Below are 17908 nucleotides of genomic sequence, written 5' to 3'. Positions count from 1 at the left end.
CCGAGTGGCGCGTTGGCTTGTCTCGCCGCGCAGGCATGAGGCAGCCGCACCAAACCAGCGAGTTTGCCGCCAGTCAATCGGAAGTTTGTTGATAGTTAAGGGGAATAAGCCGCGGCCGGGCAGCCGATGCTAGCCGCCGGTGACGCTCATGTGCCTGCTGACGCTGGGGCGGTCGTGGCGGCGGTCGATGATGAAATCGTGGCCCTTGGGCTTCAGCCCAATGGCGCGATCGATCGCATCCGCAAGCAGCGAATCGTCGTCCGATGCACGCAGAGGTTTGCGCAAATCGGAGGCATCTTCGTGGCCGAGGCAGGTGTGCAGCGTTCCCGTGCAGGTGACGCGCACGCGATTGCAGGATTCGCAAAAATTATGAGTCATCGGGGTGATGAAGCCGAGCTTGCCGCCGGTCTCGGCGACGCTGACATAGCGCGCCGGCCCGCCGGTGCTCTCGGCCAGATCGGTCAGCGTGAACTGCTGGGCGAGGCGCGCGCGCACCAGCGACAGCGGCAGGTATTGGTCGATCCGTCCCGATCCGATCTCGCCCATCGGCATGACCTCGATCAGCGTCAGCCCCATGCTCTTGCCGTGGGCCCAGCGCATCAGGTCGGGAAGTTCGTCCTCATTGAGGTTCTTCAGCGCCACGGCATTGATCTTGACGGCGAGGCCTGCAGCGCGTGCCGCCTCGATGCCTTCCAGCACCTTGTCGATCTCGCCCCACCGGGTGATCTCGCGAAACTTCTGCGGGTCGAGCGTGTCGAGCGAGACGTTGATGCGGCGGACGCCGCAATCGGCGAGCTCGCTTGCGTGTTTCGCAAGCTGGGTGCCGTTGGTGGTCAGCGTCAGCTCGCTCAGCGCGCCGCTCTTGAGATGCCGCGACAGCGAGCGCACCAACGTCATCACGTTGCGGCGGACCAGCGGCTCGCCGCCGGTGAGCCGCAGCTTCTTCACGCCCTTGGCGATGAAGGCCGAGCAGAGCCGGTCGAGTTCCTCCAGCGTCAGCAGGTCCGCCTTGGGCAGGAACGTCATGTCTTCCGACATGCAGTAGAAGCAGCGCAGGTCGCAGCGGTCGGTGACGGAGACGCGCAAATACGAGATGGTCCGTCCGAACGGATCGGTCATCGCGCTCGACAGCGCGGCGCGGGGGCTCGCGGAAAGTCCGTTCATACCAAATGCCTTGTCACTTGCGGCAACGCGAGCAGTTTTGCTTCAGCGGCGTCCTGGAAGCAATCTAAGCATCGAACGCGTCGGAGACAATTGGGGGGATGACGGAGGTCAGCGCTTGCCCGTGTTCGGATCGGGGAACGGCGAGCCCGCGGCCGGTGCGGCAGCAGCCGCCGGGGCAGCGGCGGGCGCCGCCGGTTTCGGCTTCTTCGGCCGGTGCGGCTTGCGGACCGGTTTTTGCGGAATGGCCGGCTGGAGCTCCGCGAAAACCGGGTTGGGGTCGGTGGTGACCGAGGCGGGGGTCGTGAAGTCGCCGGGATTCCTGATGACGTTCACCGGCACGCTCAGCGGCTGATATTTCGGCAGCGCGAAAGCGACCGTGAGGGGGGCGTCGGGGGCGGGAACCGACACGGAGCAGGGGGTCTTGCAGCCTCCACCGAGTGAGGTCGTGGCGTCAGCGCCCGGAGGATTGGATTCGAGCCGGACCTGGACGGTCGGCGGGGCCGATTTGAACATGTCCCAGGACACCGAAGACATCGAGGAGCAGCCAGCAAGGCTCGTTGCCCCGATGACGCTTGCTCCAGCTAACGCAAACGAGATGACACGACGCATGACATCCACCTAGTGCGGCGAACCGCCACATCCCCGGACAAACTTAGGAGTGTCGTTCCAAGCGAGCAACCGGCGGGCCGCGCATAGTTAGTAGATGGTTAACGCGGGATTCCGTGGAATAACAAAGCGATATCAGCTACTTGAGAGCTTCCTGCGCAGTCATCAGGCTGTGGGCTGCGGCCGGCAGGTCGCGCATGTGATGGATCAGCCGGTCCGGCTTCAGCTCGGCGATCGGCACGTCAGTATAGCCGAAGCTGACCCCGATCACGGGAACTCCGGCGCGCCGGGCAACGCCGACATCCGGTCCGGCGTCGCCGACCATGATGCTGGCTTTGACCTCGCCGCCGGCCCGCGCCACCGTTTCGCGGAAAATGGTCGGATCTGGCTTCTGGACGCCAAAAGTGTCGGCGCCGCAGATTGCGGCGAAGCGCCGGCTCAGGTCGAGCTGGTCCAGCAGGCGCTTCGACAGCCATTCCAGCTTGTTGGTGCAGACCGCGAGGCGATGGCCCTGGGCCGCAAAATGGTCGAGCGCGGCCTCCAGCCCCTCGAACGGCCGGGATTCGACGGCGATATTGTCGGCGTAATAGGCGATGAAATCGGCCGTCATCCGGTCCATGTCGGCAACCGTGACGCTGCGGCCCTCGGCCTCCAGCCCCCGCTCGATCAGCTTGCGGGCGCCGGCGCCGATCATGTTGCGGGCCGAGGCCATCGGCACGGGCGGCAGCCCTTCGCGGTCGAGCACGTAATTGAGCGCGGTGATCAGGTCGGGCGCCGTATCCACAAGCGTGCCGTCGAGATCGAAAACGATGGTGTGGGAGGGGGTCATGGCCCAGCGCTACCGGCCCGGCCCCGCCCGCGCAAGGGCCGAAGCCATAAGAACACCTTATAAGGTGGACCCTGAGGCCTGTTCCCCCAGACCCTGTTCTCCGAGGGAAAACGAGGCTACACAGGCCGCCGCGAGCCTATAAGGCAGCACACTCGTAATTCAGGGACGGCGCAAACGTGAACATGGACCAGTTGAAGCGGCAGGCCGCGGCGCGCGCCCTCGAGGACGTCCGAGACGGCATGCAGCTCGGGCTTGGGACCGGCTCGACTGCCAAACATTTCGTCGAGCTGCTCGGCGAGCGGGTCCGGGCCGGACTGAAAGTGATCGGCGTGCCGACCTCCGAGGCGACGCGCCTCGATGCAATCCGCTGCGGCGTGCCGCTGACCACGCTGGATGAGATCGACCATCTCGACATCACCGTTGACGGTGCCGACGAGATCGACCCCGAACTCAATCTGATCAAGGGCGGCGGCGGCGCGCTGTTGCGCGAGAAAATCGTCGCGGCCGCCTCGGATCGCATGATCGTGATTGCCGACGACACCAAATGGGTGCCGACACTCGGCCGCTTTCCGCTGCCGGTCGAGGTCATCCCGTTCGGGCTCGGCGCAACGCGACGCGCGATCGAGAAGGCGTTTGCGGAATGCGGCGTTTCCGGGCAGATGGCGGTCCGCAATGGCAAGGACGGCCACGTTTTCGTCACCGATGGCGGCCACTGGATCGTCGATGCCCAGCTCGAAAAAATTGAGGATCCCGCTCGCCTCGCCACGGCGTTGAGCGCGATCCCCGGCGTCGTCGAGCATGGTTTGTTCATCGGCTTGGCCAGCTCGGCTGTTTTGGCGGGTGGCGAGGGAATTCGCGTGATTGAACGGCGAAAGCCGAAAGGAGACTAGGAATGAAGAGCGTTTTGAAATTGTTGCCGGTCGCGACCCTCGCTGTGGGACTGGCCCTCTCGGTCGCCCCGGCCGTGGCTCAGCAGGCCGCCGGGCCGAAATCGACGCCGGCGGCCATCGCGGCCGCCAAGGAGATCCTGGCAATCAAGAACGCCAGTGCGATGTACGCGAACGCCGTGCCCGGCCTGGTCGAGAAGACCAAGATCGCGCTGATCCAGCAGAACCTGAATTATCAGAAGGACCTCACCGAGGTCGCCCAGGTCGTCGCCCAGCAGCTCAAGGGCCGCGAGAACGAAATCGGCGAGGGCATGGCGCAGGTCTATGCCAGCGAGTTCACCGAGCAGGAGCTGAAGGATCTCGTCACCTTCTACAAATCGCCGCTGGGAAAGAAGCTGATCGAGGCCGAGCCCCGCGCCATCGGGCTGAGCATGGCCTTCATGAACTCCTGGGCCCAGAACTTCTCCGAGACCGTAATGGGCAACTTCCGGGCCGAGATGCGCAAGCGTGGCAAGGAGATCTGACAGTTCCTATCTGATCAGAATCCAGATCATGTTCTGAAAGAGGTCGGAGTGGACAATGGCTGAATTCGACGTCGACCTCTTTGTCATCGGTGGCGGTTCGGGCGGCGTGCGTGCCGCCCGCATCGCGGCCGGCTACGGCGCCCGCGTGATGATCGCGGAAGAGTACCGCATGGGCGGGACCTGCGTGATCCGCGGCTGCGTGCCGAAGAAGCTGTTCGTCATCGGCTCGCATTTCCGTCATGAGATCGAGGACGCCGCCGGTTTTGGCTGGACCGTTCCGCCTGCGACCTTCGACTGGCCGACGCTGATCGCCAACAAGGACAAGGAGATCGCACGTCTGGAGGCGGCTTACACCGCCAATGTCGAGAAGTCGGGCGCGCAGATCGTCAAGAGCCGCGCGGTGATCGAGGACAAGCACACGGTCCGCCTGCTCGAGAACGACCGGAAGATCACCGCAAAGTACATTTTGATCGCCACCGGCGGCGCGCCCAATCACGGCGCTCCGATTCCCGGCATCGAGCACGTGATCTCCTCCAACGAGGCGTTTCACCTGACCAAGCTGCCGAAGCGGATCGTGATCCAGGGTGGCGGCTACATTGCGCTGGAGTTCGCCGGCATCTTCGCCGGCTTCGGCTCCGACGTCACAGTCATCTATCGCGGTGACAACATTCTTCGCGGCTTCGACGAGGATGTTCGCGCCCACGTCCGCGCCGAGATGGAGAAGCAGGGCATCACCATTCTCACCGGCTGCACGGTGGCGAAGGTCGATCGGCACGGCGAGGAATTCACCACGCATCTGTCGAACGGATCGAGCCTCGCCTCCGACCAGGTGATGTTCGCGATCGGCCGCCATCCGGCGGTGGCCAATCTCGGCCTGGAAAAGGCCGGCGTCGCCATCAACCCGCGGAACGGCGGCATCGCCGTCGACCATTTCTCGAAGAGTTCGGTCGACAGCATCTATGCAATCGGCGACGTCACCCATCGCTTCAACCTGACGCCGGTCGCGATCCGCGAGGGCCATGCGTTCGCCGACACCGTGTTCGGCAAGCGCGAGGTGCAGGTGGATCACGCCAACATCCCGACCGCCGTGTTCTCGCAGCCGGAGGTCGGCACCGTCGGCCTCACCGAAACCGAGGCCCGCGCGCAATTCAGCCATGTCGACATTTACAAGACCACGTTCCGTCCCATCAAGGCGACGATGTCGGGCCGCGATACCCGCGTGCTGATGAAGCTCGTCGTCGACGGCGCCTCCGACCGCGTGCTCGGCTGTCACATCGTCGGCGATGCCGCAGCCGAGATCACGCAGGCGGTCGCGATTGCGGTGAAGATGAAGGCGACAAAGGCCGATTTCGACGCGACAATCGCGCTGCATCCGACCGCGGCCGAAGAGCTCGTCACCATGCGCACCCCGACCGCCCGCCACGTCCGCCAGGCGGCGGAGTAACTCCGCTCAGTCGTAGAGATACCCGACCGGCTTGCCCTCGGTGCGCAGGGGACGGATGTCCTTCTGTGTGATGATCTGACCGGCGAGGCCGTCGATCTCGTCGCGTTGCGTCGGCGTCCAGCTGCGGAGGTCGTTCATGCCTTTGAGGAGGCCGAGCCGAAGGACCTGCGTGCTCTCACCGATACCGACGAGGGCCGTGGCGTTCTTGCCCGCCGTCACCACATCGCCGGCCGCGAGTTCAAAGGTCTCGCCAGTCTTGTTCCTGAATTCGGCCGTGCCGCGGATGACGCGGTAGATCACGACCTCGCCCTTGGCGAGACAGGCAGTGTCCGCTACTGCCGACGTGCTCTTGGGCAAGAGCGATTGGCCGCGCGGGTCGGTTGCGATGATGTGGCCGGTGACGAGATGGCCGCTCGGCACTTCAATGCCGATGTCGCGCACATAGACCGGCATCGATGATTTGACCGGGCTGTCGGTGAGCGGTTTGAACAGCGCATCCAGCGCCAGCGGGTCCTGGAGCCAAAAACCTGCGTCCGCAGGACGATCATGCAGAGAGTGGCTCCATGCCACCCGTGGCGTCTCGTCTTCGTTGATCTGATCCGGGCCGACAATGGTCGGGTTTGGAAACGTCGTCGGATCGGTGATGAAGGCTTCGAGGAATTTGCCGGAATAGCCCATGGAAATTGGATCCGGCGCCACCGTCTGCGGTGTCTTCAAATTCTCTTCGGTCGACAATCCCGACCAGGTGTAGAACAGCTGGCGATGCACGATCGCGCTTTGCAGCATCACCGCGCCGGGGCCGACATTGTAGAAGCGCCCGTCATAGTCGAAGGTGAACGCGCCCGAGGTGACCAACACGAGCTGAAAGCCGCCCGGTGGCAGATGAAGATGGAAGTCTGTCGGACCGGTGTCGGGCAGATAGATCGGCAGATTGGTCGCGACTTCGTGTAGCAGGAAGGTTTCGTTGTTGGCGTGGAAACCCTCGTTGGCGCGATTGTAGAGCGCTTGCGGCCGGTACGTTGCCTCGAACTTCGCATTCCGGTCGCGGTCGATCGCCACGAAATCCTGAGCGTTGAGGCGAAGGGGGGCGCCGTCCGGGCGGGTGAGGCCGGTGATTTTGAGATCGCCGGCGGCATGCACGTTCATGGCATTCTCCGATTCTAGACCGCTCACCCGGTCTCTCGGCGCACGCATCTTGCTGCTGCAATCGGGAGAGCAGGGGATCAGGCCTGATGCTGCCTTGCGAATTTTGGGCCAGTCGAAGTGCTGTGCGGCACGCAAGGCTTGGCGACTCGCCGCCACGCGAGGAAAAATCGAGGTTGCACCTGAGGTTAGCTGACACGCTTCGCCAGCCTGCATGGCCATGTTCGCCCGGTCTGCAAACCTGGCGACGAAACGTGTCTTGTCTAATTTGTCGGCATTCTGGCGCGGACGTGCAGCCGCGCCGATCAGTAGCTACCGGCGGCCGGGCGTCTGAAGCCGTTCATTCGAAAGATCGACGGAGGGTGCGCTCGGGCTTGCCGTACGGGCTGTCAGCCCACTTCGCCATGTCCACAGCACGTGCCTCGATGAGCTCGCACCACAGGCAGCTGAGCTCCGCGCGCCCTTTGGCCGAGAGCATCGGAATGAGGCCATGGCCACAGCCGGCGCAACATTTGACGCGATTCATGGTTCTCTCCGCGACCTTCCGGATTCAGGAGCAACATCGTTGCTCCCGAAGCTTGCGCGGGCGCTACGAGGGCGCAGCGACGCCTGCCGCCGGGGTGCTCGTCCCGGAGATCGTCGCGTCTGCGATCCAGCGCGACACCGCGGCGATGTCCTCTGCATTGTCGCGGAAGGCACGAAGCTGGAATTCAGCGGAGCTGCCACGTTCGACGATGGTACGACAGTGTTCGACCTCGGCGGCGCAGTTCAGCGCGGGCGGCGTCTTCGGCGATGTCCTCGATCACGCGGGAGAGCAGCTCGGAGATCTCGACCGGCCCGTCCTTGGAGGCAAAGATGCAATCGGTGCCGTAGCGCTGGGCGCGCCATTTGTTCTCCACCGCGATCGCGCGTTCGACCGCGGTGACCTCCTTCGACAGATGAGGCCGCAGATAGAGATAGCGGGTCAGGCAGCGATAGAGCGAGGCAATGGCAACGGCGTCGTCGACGAAGGTGCAGGTATCGGGCGCACGCAGCTCGAGGGTCGGGTGCTTCATGGAGGGGCGCATGGCCCACCAGATGTGGCTTTCATCGGGGATCACGCCGGAGCGCTGCAACGCGCCGACATATTCGTCGTAATCCTGCCTGCTCTCGAACAATTCTGGCAGGCCGGTGCGCGGCAGCTCGGAATAGGCGGCGAGCCGATAGCCCTTCAGCCCGGTCTTGTGTGAATTCCAGAACGGGGAGGAGGCCGACAGGGCGATGAACAACGGCAGATGCGGCAGCATCGCTCGCATCACCGCCATGCGCTTCTCCGGATCGGGCAGCTGGACGTGGACATGCATGCCGCACATCAGGTTGCGGTGGCCGATGCTGCGCAGATCCTCGATCATCTCCTCGTAGCGCGGCTTCGGGCTCGGCTGCGACATGCGCCAGACCGCGGTCGGATGTGTGCCGCAGGCCATGATCACGAAGCCATATTGTGCCGCGACGTTTGCGACTTCGCGACGCAGGAAGCGAAGCTCTTCGCGCGCGTCGGCAACGTCGACATGAACGTTGGTGGCGATCTCGAGCTGCGACTGCAACATCTCCCGCATCGCCTGGCCGCCGGTGGACCAGTTCGCAGATTCGAAAAGCTCATTCGGGGTCTGGATCGCTACCTCAAGGCTGCGCCGATCGGCGAGGAAGTATTCCTCCTCGATGCCGAACGAATATTCCGCGGCCTTGCCGCGTCCGCCGGCGGAGCGAATGACGAGGTGCTGCTTGTCTTCCGAGGAATCGAGCCGCAGCAGTCTCAAAACGTCTGATGCAAATGTCATCGTGCCACCCGGCCAAGGTATTTACCTGCGGGCGATAATCCTTCTGACAGGGGCGGGTTCCGCGTCGGCCCCACCGCAAATTGCAAGATCGAACGGAACAATTTTCGCGCTTTCGGACGCACGTGCGACCAACGCGTGATTCGGGGGCACTTCCGTCCAGTCCGTTTCCTTGTCGAACGGCTCGGACACCACGATGACCTGGCCGCCGGCCTCGCGGAAATACAGCGTGTTGGCGGCATCGTTGACGGCGACCCGGAAGGCGTAGAGATCCCGGCCGTTGGCGATGGCGCTGGTGAAGCGGAGCCGCTCACGAAGCTCGCCTTCATTGACGAGGCCGACGAGCGATCGCAGCACGCGATGCGTTGCGCCGAGCGGATCGGCGTCGAGTCCGGCGCCCATCATGGCGAGAAACACGGCTTCCGAATCGGTCGTGCCCGTCCGCGAGGGGTAGTAGGCATCGGGGATCAGCGCCTCGACCTTGCGCCGCAGGCGATTCCAGCTGCCGACGAAGCCATTGTGCATGAACATCCACTGGCCGCAGGCAAAGGGATGGCAGTTCTGCCGCGTCACCGCCGTGCCGGTGGCGGCGCGCACATGGGCGAAGAACAGATGCGAGCGCAAATGGCGGCAGAGGTAGCGGAGATTCTCGTCCGACCAGGCCGGGCGTGTTTCACGATAAAGACCAGGCTCCGGATGCTCGCCGTACCAGCCGAGACCAAAGCCGTCTCCATTCGAGCCGGCGGTCGACTGGAGCGAGCGGATGCTTTGCGCGATCAGCGAATGCTCGGGCTCGGTGACGTAGGGTTCGAAGGACGTGGTCTCGCCCCGGTATGCGATCCAGCGACACATGGGAATCCTGTCAGGAGATGCTTGCTGAAATGTATCAACGAACCTGACAGGACGATGGTTCCCGACAGCGAGCGTCGGGAACCAAGTGGCCACTACACCGGAACCGGAATCAATGGCGCAACCTCGCGATCACCCGCGTTCTCGCTCGCTGCGAGACCTTGCGCGACGCCGACGCGGTCAGCCTCGGGGCGGTTCTGGCTCATCTTGCGCTTGCCTTCGAACCGCACGACCGGAATGCGCACGCCGACGATTCCGCGCAGCTGCGCGGCGATGAAGTCCGCAGGGGCATCCGTAACGGCCCATGGCTTGGCCCGCGATCCTTCATGCCTGTTCGTGAGCCGCGTCACGGCCTCGAGCAGGCGCTCGGGGTCTTGAAAGAATTCGACCGGGCCGTAGGCATGCACCGCGACATAGTTCCAGGTCGGCACGACCTTTTCTGTCTCCTGCTTGGTCGCGTACCAGGACGGCGTCACATAGGCGTCGGGACCGCTGAAGATCGCCAGCGCATCTCCGATCGGCGGCAGTTTCCATTGCGGGTTGGCTTTCGCCACATGCCCATACAGCACGCCATGCTCGCCTTCGCCCTCGTCGAGAAAGAGCGGCAGCGGCGTGGCGACCGGGCCTTCGCTGGTGGCCGTGACCAGGCTGGCGAGGCGGGCGCCGCGAATGGTCGCCCGGATGCTCTCGATGTCGTCCTTGAAGGCGGGAGGGATGTACATGGTCTATCTCCGGTGTGGATCTGGAGATAGCCGGAATCTGGTCTGTAAGAAACTGCCAGTTATCGTCTATTTGATCAGTCCAGTTCGGCGACGGCTTGTGCAAGAAGCCTGCAGCCGCGCTCGATTTGTGACACCTCCAGTGCCGAATAGCCCATGACGAGGCCGACTGTCTTCCGCGGTCGGCGAGGTCCGACGAACAGTGCCGAGACGGGATAGATGCCGACGCCCTTGGCATGGGCCGCCTTGATCAACGCGTCCTCTCGCTTCTGCGGCAGGTCGTCGAACCACGCCACGATGTGCAGGCCGGCGGCCGTGCCCTCGATCCGGACGCGATCCCCGAACCGGCGGCGAAGTGCGTCGAGCAGCGCCCGCTGGCGTTCGGCGTTGCGCCGGCGCACGCGCCTGATGTGGCCGTCATAGGCGCCGCTTTCCAGCATCGAAGCGAGAGCGTCCTGTTCGATCAGCGGCGTGTGCCGGTCCATGATCTGCTTGGCGGCGGCGAACAGGGATCGCAGGGCGGCAGGCACCACCAGATAGCCGATCCGCAAGGTCGGGGAGAGCGTCTTGGAGACGGTGCCGAGATAGATCACATTGCCGCGGCCTGCCAGCGCGTGCAGGGGCGGGATCGGCCTGGTGTCGTAGCGATATTCGCTGTCGTAATCGTCCTCGATCACGTAGGCATCGTTTGCCCTGGCCCAGGCGAGTAATTGGTGCCGGCGGCCGATCGGCATGACGCCGCCGAGCGGATATTGGTGCGATGGCGTGACATAGGCGAGGCGGGCTTCGACGCCGTCGAGCCGCGCTGTCTCCAGTCCATCCGCGTCGACCGGGATCGGGATCGTCTCCGCGCCCGTCGCCGCAAAAGTGTGCCGCGCCATCTGGTAGCCGGGATCCTCCATCACGAACCGGTCGCCGGCGTCGAGCAGCAGGCGCGCGCAGATGTCGAGACCCTGCTGCGAGCCGTTCACGACCACGATCTGATCGACCTCGCAGCGGACGCTGCGCGACCGCCACAGATAGCCTTGGAGCGCGGTCCGCAGCCGCAGCGCGCCGCAGGGATCGTCATAGGCCAGCCGCGCGGGTTTGCGCGCCATCGCAGCAGTCACGGCCTTCTTCCATGCCACTACCGGGAAATCCGACGGCGCGAGCTCGCCATAGCGGAAGTTGGCGACGAGCCCGCGCGGCGGCTCAGTCCAGCGCGGCGGGTCTTGGAGCAACCGGTCCCCGAAGGCCGACAGCCGCACCTTCCGCGCCGGCGGCCGCGATGCTACGCGCGTGTGTCGCCGCTCGACGACGGCGCGAGCCACCCGCGGCCGCGCGCCATGGCGTGTCTCGATGAAGCCCTCGGCGGCGAGCTGTTCGTAGGCGATCGTGACGGTCGAGCGTGCCACGCCCATCTCGCCGGCCAGCGCGCGGGAGGACGGCAGCAAACCGTCGATCCCGTACACCCGCGCCAGGATCTGATCTCTCAGGGCCTCGTAGATCTGGCGCGCGCCCATGCGGTCGGCACGGGGCGCGGGATTGGTCTTCATCTGGATCATCCACATTCCAAGCCGGCATTCGCCCGAGCGGACGATGTCGAAATGTGGTTCTAATCCCGTTCGCCGAGAGTTTCGACGTAAGCCTTGCCGTAGGGATGAAAATGCTCATTGCGGCCCTGGTCCCACAGTGCCCTGAGGCCGGGCGCCGCGATGTCCCAATCCGGCCGGCACTTCATGCCGACTGCCCTGAGGTCCTGGCGGAGTTCTTCGACGGTTGGACGGCCGAAGAACCAGTAGCCGTTGTAGATCTTGTGAACCACGAGACCGGGCTCGAGCAGGATCACGTGCGGAATCATCGGATTGTGGACGGGATCGGTGTATTCGGCGATGTCGAGATCCTTCTGAACGAGGCGCCGCGAATCCGAGAGGAACGGCCAGTGCGCTCCGACGCCGCTGCGATATTCGCTGGTCTGGGTGATGTTGTCGGTCGTGATCGTGACCATCCGGCAATAGCCCACCTCCATCTCGCGATGGAGTTGCAGCAAGCCTTCGGCCTGGCGGCGATCCTTGGGACAGAATCCGCCGCGGCCGAGCACGAGCACCATCGGATCGCCCGCCTGCAGTTCGGAGAGCTTTCGATGCTTGCCGGTGTGGTCGCTGAGCTCGTAATCGGGGAAAGTTACTCCCGGTATCATGTCAGGTCGCATTGCGCTCTCCCGGTTTTACAGATCAATTACGACGTCGTTTCGGGGGCGTGAGCAGCAGATCAGGACATTGCCGTCCGCCGCTGGATCGAGCGGATCCGGCGCATAGTCGACCGTCCCCGCGATCAACCCGCTCTCGCAATTGTGGCAGACGCCGGTCCGGCACGACCAGCGCACGGGGACGTCGCACGCTTCGGCCAATTCCAGCAGGCTGGCGTAGGCCGGTGCCCAGCACACGTTGAGGCCACTGCGGGCGAACGAAACCATCGGGCCGGGGCCGGGGCCGGGTGCGCCGACCGGCGAATGCGCTCGCTTCTGCGGGGAGGACGCTATGCCGGGCGTCAAGGATGGTCCGGCGCCGAACAATTCGGTGTGGATGCGATCCGATGCGATGCCCAGCGTGGCGAGGCCAGCTTTCAGATCGCTCATGAAAGCTGCCGGTCCACACAGATAGAAATCGCCGTCATGCGGCACGCTCAGGGTCTGGAGCAGGCGTGCGTCGAGATGTCCGGCTGTATCGAACGCCACGTTGAGACGATCGCCCGGGTCAGGCGCGCTGTAGCAGACGTGGCTATGGTGACGAGCGAGCCCACCCAGCAATTCACGCGCCTCGGCGGCGAACGCATGTTCGCGGCCGTTGCGGGTGCCGTGCAGCCACCAGACGTCCCGCGTCGTCGCTTCGGCGGCGAGGGCGTGGAGCATCGCGAGCACCGGCGTGACGCCGATACCGGCGCTCAGCAGGACGACGGGCCGGCCCCCCGGTCGTAGCGTGAAACTGCCGCGTGGCGCACCGAGCTGCACGGCAGCGCCGTCCACCAGCTCGTCGGCGATGTAACGGCTGGCGGCGCCGTGAACTTCGCGCTTGATGCTGATGCGATAGGACGCGGCATCGGCGCCGCTCGAGAGCGAATAGCTGCGCGTCATCGCCTGCGCAGCGGAAGGTTCGAGCCGGATGACGACGAATTGACCGGGCAGGGCGGCCGCCACCGGACGTCCATCGGCGGGTTCGAGGATCAGCGACGTCACGTTGCCGCTTTCCGCGATCTTGCGCGCCACGCGAAAGGAGCGGAATCCGCGCCAGGCCGGAGGAGGGCTCGCCGCCGGCCCAAGCCCGGCGTTTCCCGCGGTCTTGTTGTCCTTCTGCTGCTCGAGCAGCGCCTCGAAAGAACGGCGCCAGCCGCGGCTGAGCGCGGGAATCCGCAGCGCGCGCTCCAGGCGTTCGCGCGGATGAGGCGGCAGGTAAAGCAGCGCATTGATCTCGAACACGCTCATGGGCTCGGGCCCGGTGGCGACCTGTTTGATCTCGTCACCGGCTTCGACGTCGCCTTCCTCGATCACACGGAAATAGAATCCGGGCCGGCCGTGCCTGACCAGCAGCGCCGCCATGTCCGGCTCGTCCATGCGAATGCCGAGCCGGTAGCAGGTGACGCGCGGCTGTGTCACTTCGAACAGCGCGGAGCCGATCCTGTAGCGGTCCCCGATGCACACGCTGGTGTCGGCGAGGCCCTCGACCGTAAAGTTCTCGCCGAACTGGCCGTGAACGAGGTTCGATCGACCCAGATGCTCCTGCCAGTACCGATAGGATTCGTCCTGATAGACGAAAACGGCACGATGTTCGCCGCCATGTCCGGCCGTATCGCCCTGGCCGTCGTCGTCGATATTGAGCCGGCGCACCCTGCGCGGGCCTGTGACCGGCGCCTTCCAGATGCCGGTGTGGACGGTCCGACCCTGCCAGGCGACGTCGCGCGGCAGACCGACATTGACCGAAAGCAGATTTGCCATTGCGTGTTCCCGATCTGACTGCGCGGTTCTGCCGTCACCCTCGCATTCGGATGGGGTTTTTGGCGCGTTAGTCGTTGTTAGACGTTGCGAGCAAGCCTTGCCACCGGCGGCCTTCAGGCCAATCTGAGATGGCGTAACGCCAACGCAATCGGGACGACGGGAGATCACGATGGATGATCAGGGCAAGCTGGCCGCGCTCCAGCGGCATTGGGACGCTTCGGATGCGAACGATTTCGAGGCCGAGCACGACATCTATCGCGAGAACGCGGTGCTGGACTATCCGCAATCCGGCGAACGCATCCGCGGTCGCAGCAACATCCAGCAAAGCCGGTTCGTGCAACCGAACAAGAAACGCTTCACGGTTCGGCGCATCGTCGGCGGTAACGATCTCTGGGTGAGCGAATTCGTGCTGACCTATGACGGGGTGCCGTCTTACGTCGTGAGCATCATGGAATTCCGCGACGGTCTGGTGGCGCACGAGACGCAATATTTCGGCGACAGGTTCGAGCCCTCGCCCTCGCGGGCGCATCTTGTCGAGCGGGTGGAGTAACACACGGAACCTGATGCGGCGGCTGGTCGCAGCCGCGTCGCCTTGATTCCGACAGTCCCATCTTTATGTGTGGAAGGAACAAGAATCCGGGCCCCTCTGGCGAGGACGCCGACGCTGTCGGCAAACCTCGTGATGTCGGATGACCTGTCCCGCGCGAATGCGATGGATCGGCCGATCGTCGGGCCTTCTTGAGAGTCTCTCCGACCCAATCGTCCCCATCGCAGCTCCGTGCGGTCATTTCGCAAGATAAGGGAGCAACGATGTCCGACGCCATGCATTCAAATCCGATCGAAATCGAGATCACCGAGCCGTCCAGCCTGAACGAGCAGGCTGCGGTGGCGCTGGTGATCGTCGGCGCGCTGGTTGCGGTTGCCGACCGGCAAGTTTCGCCGGTCGAACGCGACGAGGTCGTCCGTTTCATCCGCGATCGCAAGCTCGCACCGCACATATCGGAGGACCGGCTCTACGCTATGTTCGATGAGCTTGCCGAACGACTCGAGGAGCCGGATTTCGCCAATGTGGTGATCGAGAATTTGCGTCCGGTTTCGGACCTGCCGCTGTCGGCTCATTTGATGGAACTGTCGGAGCGCGTCGCGGCCGCGGACGAGGACGTGCATCCCCACGAAGTGCAGGCGATCAAGCTGTTGCGCCTGCTGACGCTGGTGCTGCCTCGCGCAAAGCAGGTGGCGCCGGGTGCAGTGCCGGCCGAACAACGCATCGCCGCCGAGGAGTAAGCATGAGCGTAGTTTCGGACGAAGATAAGACACGGACTGCGGGCGCTACCGGCCAGATGGCCGGCGGCGACCCGCGCCTCGACAAGCTCGTCCGTCGCCTACCGCCACGCATGGGTGACACCGTCACCTATCTGCTCAAGCCGTCCAGCCGCTGGGTGAGAATCCCCTCGGGCGCCCTGCTCATTGTCGGCGGCGTGCTCTCCTTCCTGCCAGTGCTCGGAATCTGGATGCTCCCGCTCGGCCTCGCTTTGCTCGCGGAAGACGTGCCCGCGCTGCGATCCTCGCGCGGCAAGGTTCTGGACTGGGTCGAGCGGAAGAAGCCGCAATGGCTCGATCCTGCCGCACCGAAAAATGACCAATCATGACTGAATTCATCACCACCGAAGCGCTGACCGCGCTGCTTCAGGTCGTCCTGATCGACCTCGTGCTCGCCGGCGACAATGCCGTCGTCATCGGCCTTGCCGCAGCCGGTCTGCCGGCCGAGCAGCGCCGGCGCGCCATCGTCGTCGGCATCATTGCCGCCACCGCGTTGCGCATCGTCTTCGCGGGCGTGGCGACCCAGCTTCTGCAAGTGATCGGGCTGTTGCTCGCCGGTGGCGTGCTGCTGCTCTGGGTGTGCTGGAAGATGTGGCGGGAGCTGCGGAGCGCGAGCAGTCCGCGCATGCGAACGAGCTCGCGTTCAGCCATGGCGGCAGCAGCGCTGCTCCGGCCTCCCGAAAGACCTTCAGACAGGCGGCCGTGCAGATCGTCGCCGCCGACGTCTCGATGTCGCTCGACAACGTGCTCGCGGTCGCGGGCGCTGCGCGCGAGCATCCCTACATCCTCGCCTTCGGCCTGTTGTTGTCGGTCGCGCTGATGGGCGTCGCCGCCGATTTGCTCGGCCGCGTGCTCCAGAAGCAGCGCTGGATCGGCTATGTCGGCCTCGCCATCATCGTTTACGTCGCCTTCGAGATGATCTATCGCGGGTCGCTCGAGCTCGCGCCTGTGATCGCGAGTCTCTGAGGCAACGTGCCTGTCCATCATCCGGAGTGATCAATGACGTCCGAACCCAAAGCACCTTCGGCGGTTTCCGTGCCGGCGCCGCAAATCGGCGCGTTTGCCCAACTCATCTTTGGCTCGCGCTGGCTGCAGGTTCCGCTCTATGTCGGCCTGATCGTCGCGCAGGCCGTCTATGTGCTGCTGTTTCTGAAGGAGCTCTGGCACCTGGTCGTGCACTCGTTCGACGCCAGCGAGCAGCAGATCATGCTGGTCGTGCTCGGGCTGATCGACGTCGTGATGATCTCGAACCTGCTGGTGATGGTGATCGTCGGCGGTTACGAGACCTTCGTCTCGCGCCTGAACCTCAGCGGTCATCCGGACGAGCCGGAATGGCTGAGCCACGTCAATGCCAGCGTGCTCAAGATCAAGCTTGCGATGGCGATCATCGGCATCTCCTCGATCTCTCTGCTCAGGACCTTCATCGAGGCCGGCAATCTCGGCACGACGCGGAGCAATTTCACCGAGAGCGGCGTGATGTGGCAGGTGCTGATCCATCTGACCTTCATCATCTCTGCGATCGGCATCGCCTGGGTCGACCGCCTCGGCGATAGCGGCCAGCGCAAGGGAGCCGGTCACGGCTGAACGTGACACACGGCCGCTCAAAGACCGAAGGCTGCGCTCAGGGACGTCGGCTCCGCGCCAGCGTCTCGGAGGGCGTCTCGCCGAACGCCAATCTGTAGCCGCGCGAGAACTCTCCAAGATGCCAGAAGCCGTTGCCGAGCGCCGCGGCCTTGACGCTCATGCCGCCGCCTCCGACCATGAGCTGGATGCGGGCGGACCACAGCCGCTTGAGGCGCAGATAGTGGTGCAGGCTCACGCCGTGCACCGCGTGCGCGGCGGTCTGGAGCGTACGCACCGATACGCCGAGCGCAGAGGCGAGGTCGTCACTGTAAAGTGCCTTGCTGCCGGACCACATGACCATTTCGTCGAGGCGCGCGATCAGCTTGCGGTGCTTGGCGAACGATCCGCGTCGCGCGGTCAGCCCGCCTGCCGGCGCGAGCGCATCGTCGAGGCAGGCGACCAGCGTCTCCTGGATGGGTCGGTTGAGCGCCTCGAACTGCCGGGGATCGTTGCACGCCGAGGCGAGCGAGAACATCTCCAGGATAGCGGCACGCAGGCGCGCCATCGGTTGGTCCTGCGCGCGAACATATGCGAGGCCCGTGTCGAAATCGGTCCAGCCGCGATGACGCATGTCCGAGTTGAAGCGCAGCATCAGGTAAGTGTTGGGATGATGCTCGATCGCGTCGACGGGGGCTTTGCCGCGCATGATCGCAATCGTCGAATTGTCGACCTCGCGGCCGTTGGAGGTGGAGTGAAACGCGAGGGGGACAACGAGGCCGACACCATTGTCCGTGCCGATCTCGGCCTCAAACCGCCGCGCAAAGGAGCGCTGGAGCACGAACAGCCCATCCTGGAGCGGCAGGATGGCGCGAGACAGCGAGAATTCGCGCGGGCGGAGCGGCGTGCTGATGCCGAGGCCGAGCACCTCGTTGGCGCGAAACTCGGCGAAATCCGAGAAGCGCTCGATGCCGAGGATTCGCGAAGGCTTCAGCCGACATAGCGGCATTTCGGATCCTTGAGGCGTCTAAATTGAGCAGGTTTGAAGAGGGTATCAATGGCCGGCCATCGGCCATATT

At 64.5% G+C, this 17908-nt stretch carries 17 protein-coding genes and 2 pseudogenes; 8 read left to right on the top strand and 11 right to left on the bottom strand.

Annotated features, from left to right (window positions below):
* Window positions 1-129: 129 nt before the first annotated feature.
* The 3 genes from moaA to ACVIN2_RS06105 form a co-directional block, all read right to left on the bottom strand.
* Window positions 130-1164 (bottom strand): GTP 3',8-cyclase MoaA, encoded by a 1035-nt coding sequence (gene moaA / locus ACVIN2_RS06115; RefSeq protein WP_456764883.1) that lies wholly within the window; start codon window positions 1162-1164, stop codon window positions 130-132.
* 108 nt (window positions 1165-1272) lie between these two features.
* The gene (locus ACVIN2_RS06110; RefSeq protein ID WP_456764882.1) at window positions 1273-1773 is read right to left on the bottom strand and encodes a hypothetical protein; all 501 of its coding nucleotides are present in this window, start codon (window positions 1771-1773) and stop codon (window positions 1273-1275) included.
* A gap of 136 nt (window positions 1774-1909) precedes the next feature.
* Window positions 1910-2599 carry an HAD-IA family hydrolase gene (locus ACVIN2_RS06105; RefSeq protein ID WP_456764881.1) on the bottom strand — a complete coding sequence of 230 codons (690 nt, stop codon included), beginning with the start codon at window positions 2597-2599 and terminating at the stop codon, window positions 1910-1912.
* Between the two features lie 176 nt (window positions 2600-2775).
* Between ACVIN2_RS06105 and rpiA the strand changes: the two genes are divergently transcribed.
* The 3 genes from rpiA to gor are packed head-to-tail and all read left to right on the top strand — an operon-like array spanning window position 2776 to window position 5454.
* Window positions 2776-3489, top strand: coding sequence for a ribose-5-phosphate isomerase RpiA (rpiA, locus tag ACVIN2_RS06100; protein WP_219682536.1), 714 nt, complete (start codon window positions 2776-2778; stop codon window positions 3487-3489).
* A 2-nt stretch (window positions 3490-3491) separates the two neighbouring features.
* A complete protein-coding gene (locus tag ACVIN2_RS06095) occupies window positions 3492-4010 on the top strand; it encodes a DUF2059 domain-containing protein (protein WP_456764880.1) in 519 nt (172 codons plus the stop codon).
* 55 nt (window positions 4011-4065) lie between these two features.
* A complete protein-coding gene (gene gor / locus ACVIN2_RS06090) occupies window positions 4066-5454 on the top strand; it encodes a glutathione-disulfide reductase (RefSeq protein ID WP_007608775.1) in 1389 nt (462 codons plus the stop codon).
* A 6-nt stretch (window positions 5455-5460) separates the two neighbouring features.
* Here the strand turns inward: gor and ACVIN2_RS06085 are convergent, their stop codons facing one another.
* From ACVIN2_RS06085 to ACVIN2_RS06055, 7 genes and pseudogenes are all read right to left on the bottom strand, one after another.
* Entirely contained in the window at window positions 5461-6600 is a 1140-nt protein-coding gene (locus tag ACVIN2_RS06085) for a hypothetical protein (protein WP_456764879.1), read from the bottom strand.
* 586 nt (window positions 6601-7186) lie between these two features.
* A pseudogene (locus tag ACVIN2_RS06080) lies at window positions 7187-8414 on the bottom strand (carboxylate-amine ligase).
* Between the two features lie 21 nt (window positions 8415-8435).
* Window positions 8436-9263: a class II glutamine amidotransferase gene (locus ACVIN2_RS06075; RefSeq protein ID WP_456764878.1), complete on the bottom strand. Its 828-nt coding sequence runs from the start codon at window positions 9261-9263 to the stop codon at window positions 8436-8438.
* A gap of 92 nt (window positions 9264-9355) precedes the next feature.
* Window positions 9356-9982 (bottom strand): FMN-binding negative transcriptional regulator, encoded by a 627-nt coding sequence (locus tag ACVIN2_RS06070; RefSeq protein ID WP_456764877.1) that lies wholly within the window; start codon window positions 9980-9982, stop codon window positions 9356-9358.
* A 74-nt stretch (window positions 9983-10056) separates the two neighbouring features.
* Window positions 10057-11523 carry a MocR-like pyridoxine biosynthesis transcription factor PdxR gene (pdxR, locus tag ACVIN2_RS06065; protein ID WP_456764876.1) on the bottom strand — a complete coding sequence of 489 codons (1467 nt, stop codon included), beginning with the start codon at window positions 11521-11523 and terminating at the stop codon, window positions 10057-10059.
* 50 nt (window positions 11524-11573) lie between these two features.
* A complete protein-coding gene (locus ACVIN2_RS06060; RefSeq protein WP_456764875.1) occupies window positions 11574-12170 on the bottom strand; it encodes a redoxin domain-containing protein in 597 nt (198 codons plus the stop codon).
* A gap of 15 nt (window positions 12171-12185) precedes the next feature.
* Window positions 12186-13949, bottom strand: coding sequence for an MOSC domain-containing protein (locus ACVIN2_RS06055; protein ID WP_456764874.1), 1764 nt, complete (start codon window positions 13947-13949; stop codon window positions 12186-12188).
* Between the two features lie 169 nt (window positions 13950-14118).
* Between ACVIN2_RS06055 and ACVIN2_RS06050 the strand changes: the two genes are divergently transcribed.
* The 5 genes and pseudogenes from ACVIN2_RS06050 (at window position 14119) to ACVIN2_RS06030 (ending at window position 16853) form a co-directional block, all read left to right on the top strand.
* Window positions 14119-14499, top strand: coding sequence for a nuclear transport factor 2 family protein (locus tag ACVIN2_RS06050; protein WP_456764873.1), 381 nt, complete (start codon window positions 14119-14121; stop codon window positions 14497-14499).
* A gap of 260 nt (window positions 14500-14759) precedes the next feature.
* Entirely contained in the window at window positions 14760-15233 is a 474-nt protein-coding gene (locus ACVIN2_RS06045; RefSeq protein WP_456764872.1) for a tellurite resistance TerB family protein, read from the top strand.
* Window positions 15234-15235: 2 nt separating this feature from the next.
* Complete coding sequence (locus ACVIN2_RS06040; protein WP_456764871.1) at window positions 15236-15598, top strand: hypothetical protein; 363 nt, start codon at window positions 15236-15238, stop codon at window positions 15596-15598.
* Window positions 15595-16235 (top strand): annotated as a pseudogene (locus ACVIN2_RS06035) (TerC family protein). The gene ACVIN2_RS06040 and the pseudogene ACVIN2_RS06035 overlap by 4 nt, the downstream one beginning before the upstream one ends.
* A 33-nt stretch (window positions 16236-16268) precedes the next feature.
* Complete coding sequence (locus ACVIN2_RS06030; RefSeq protein ID WP_027517271.1) at window positions 16269-16853, top strand: TIGR00645 family protein; 585 nt, start codon at window positions 16269-16271, stop codon at window positions 16851-16853.
* A gap of 37 nt (window positions 16854-16890) precedes the next feature.
* On the opposite strand, the gene ACVIN2_RS06025 is transcribed toward ACVIN2_RS06030, so the two are convergent.
* Entirely contained in the window at window positions 16891-17838 is a 948-nt protein-coding gene (locus tag ACVIN2_RS06025) for a helix-turn-helix domain-containing protein (RefSeq protein ID WP_456764870.1), read from the bottom strand.
* Between the last annotated feature and the right edge of the window lie 70 nt (window positions 17839-17908).

The organism is Bradyrhizobium sp. USDA 3650 (assembly GCF_054057395.1).
The sequence above is the reverse complement of the archived record's forward strand: the minus strand, read 5'-3'. Positions and strand labels throughout refer to the sequence as shown.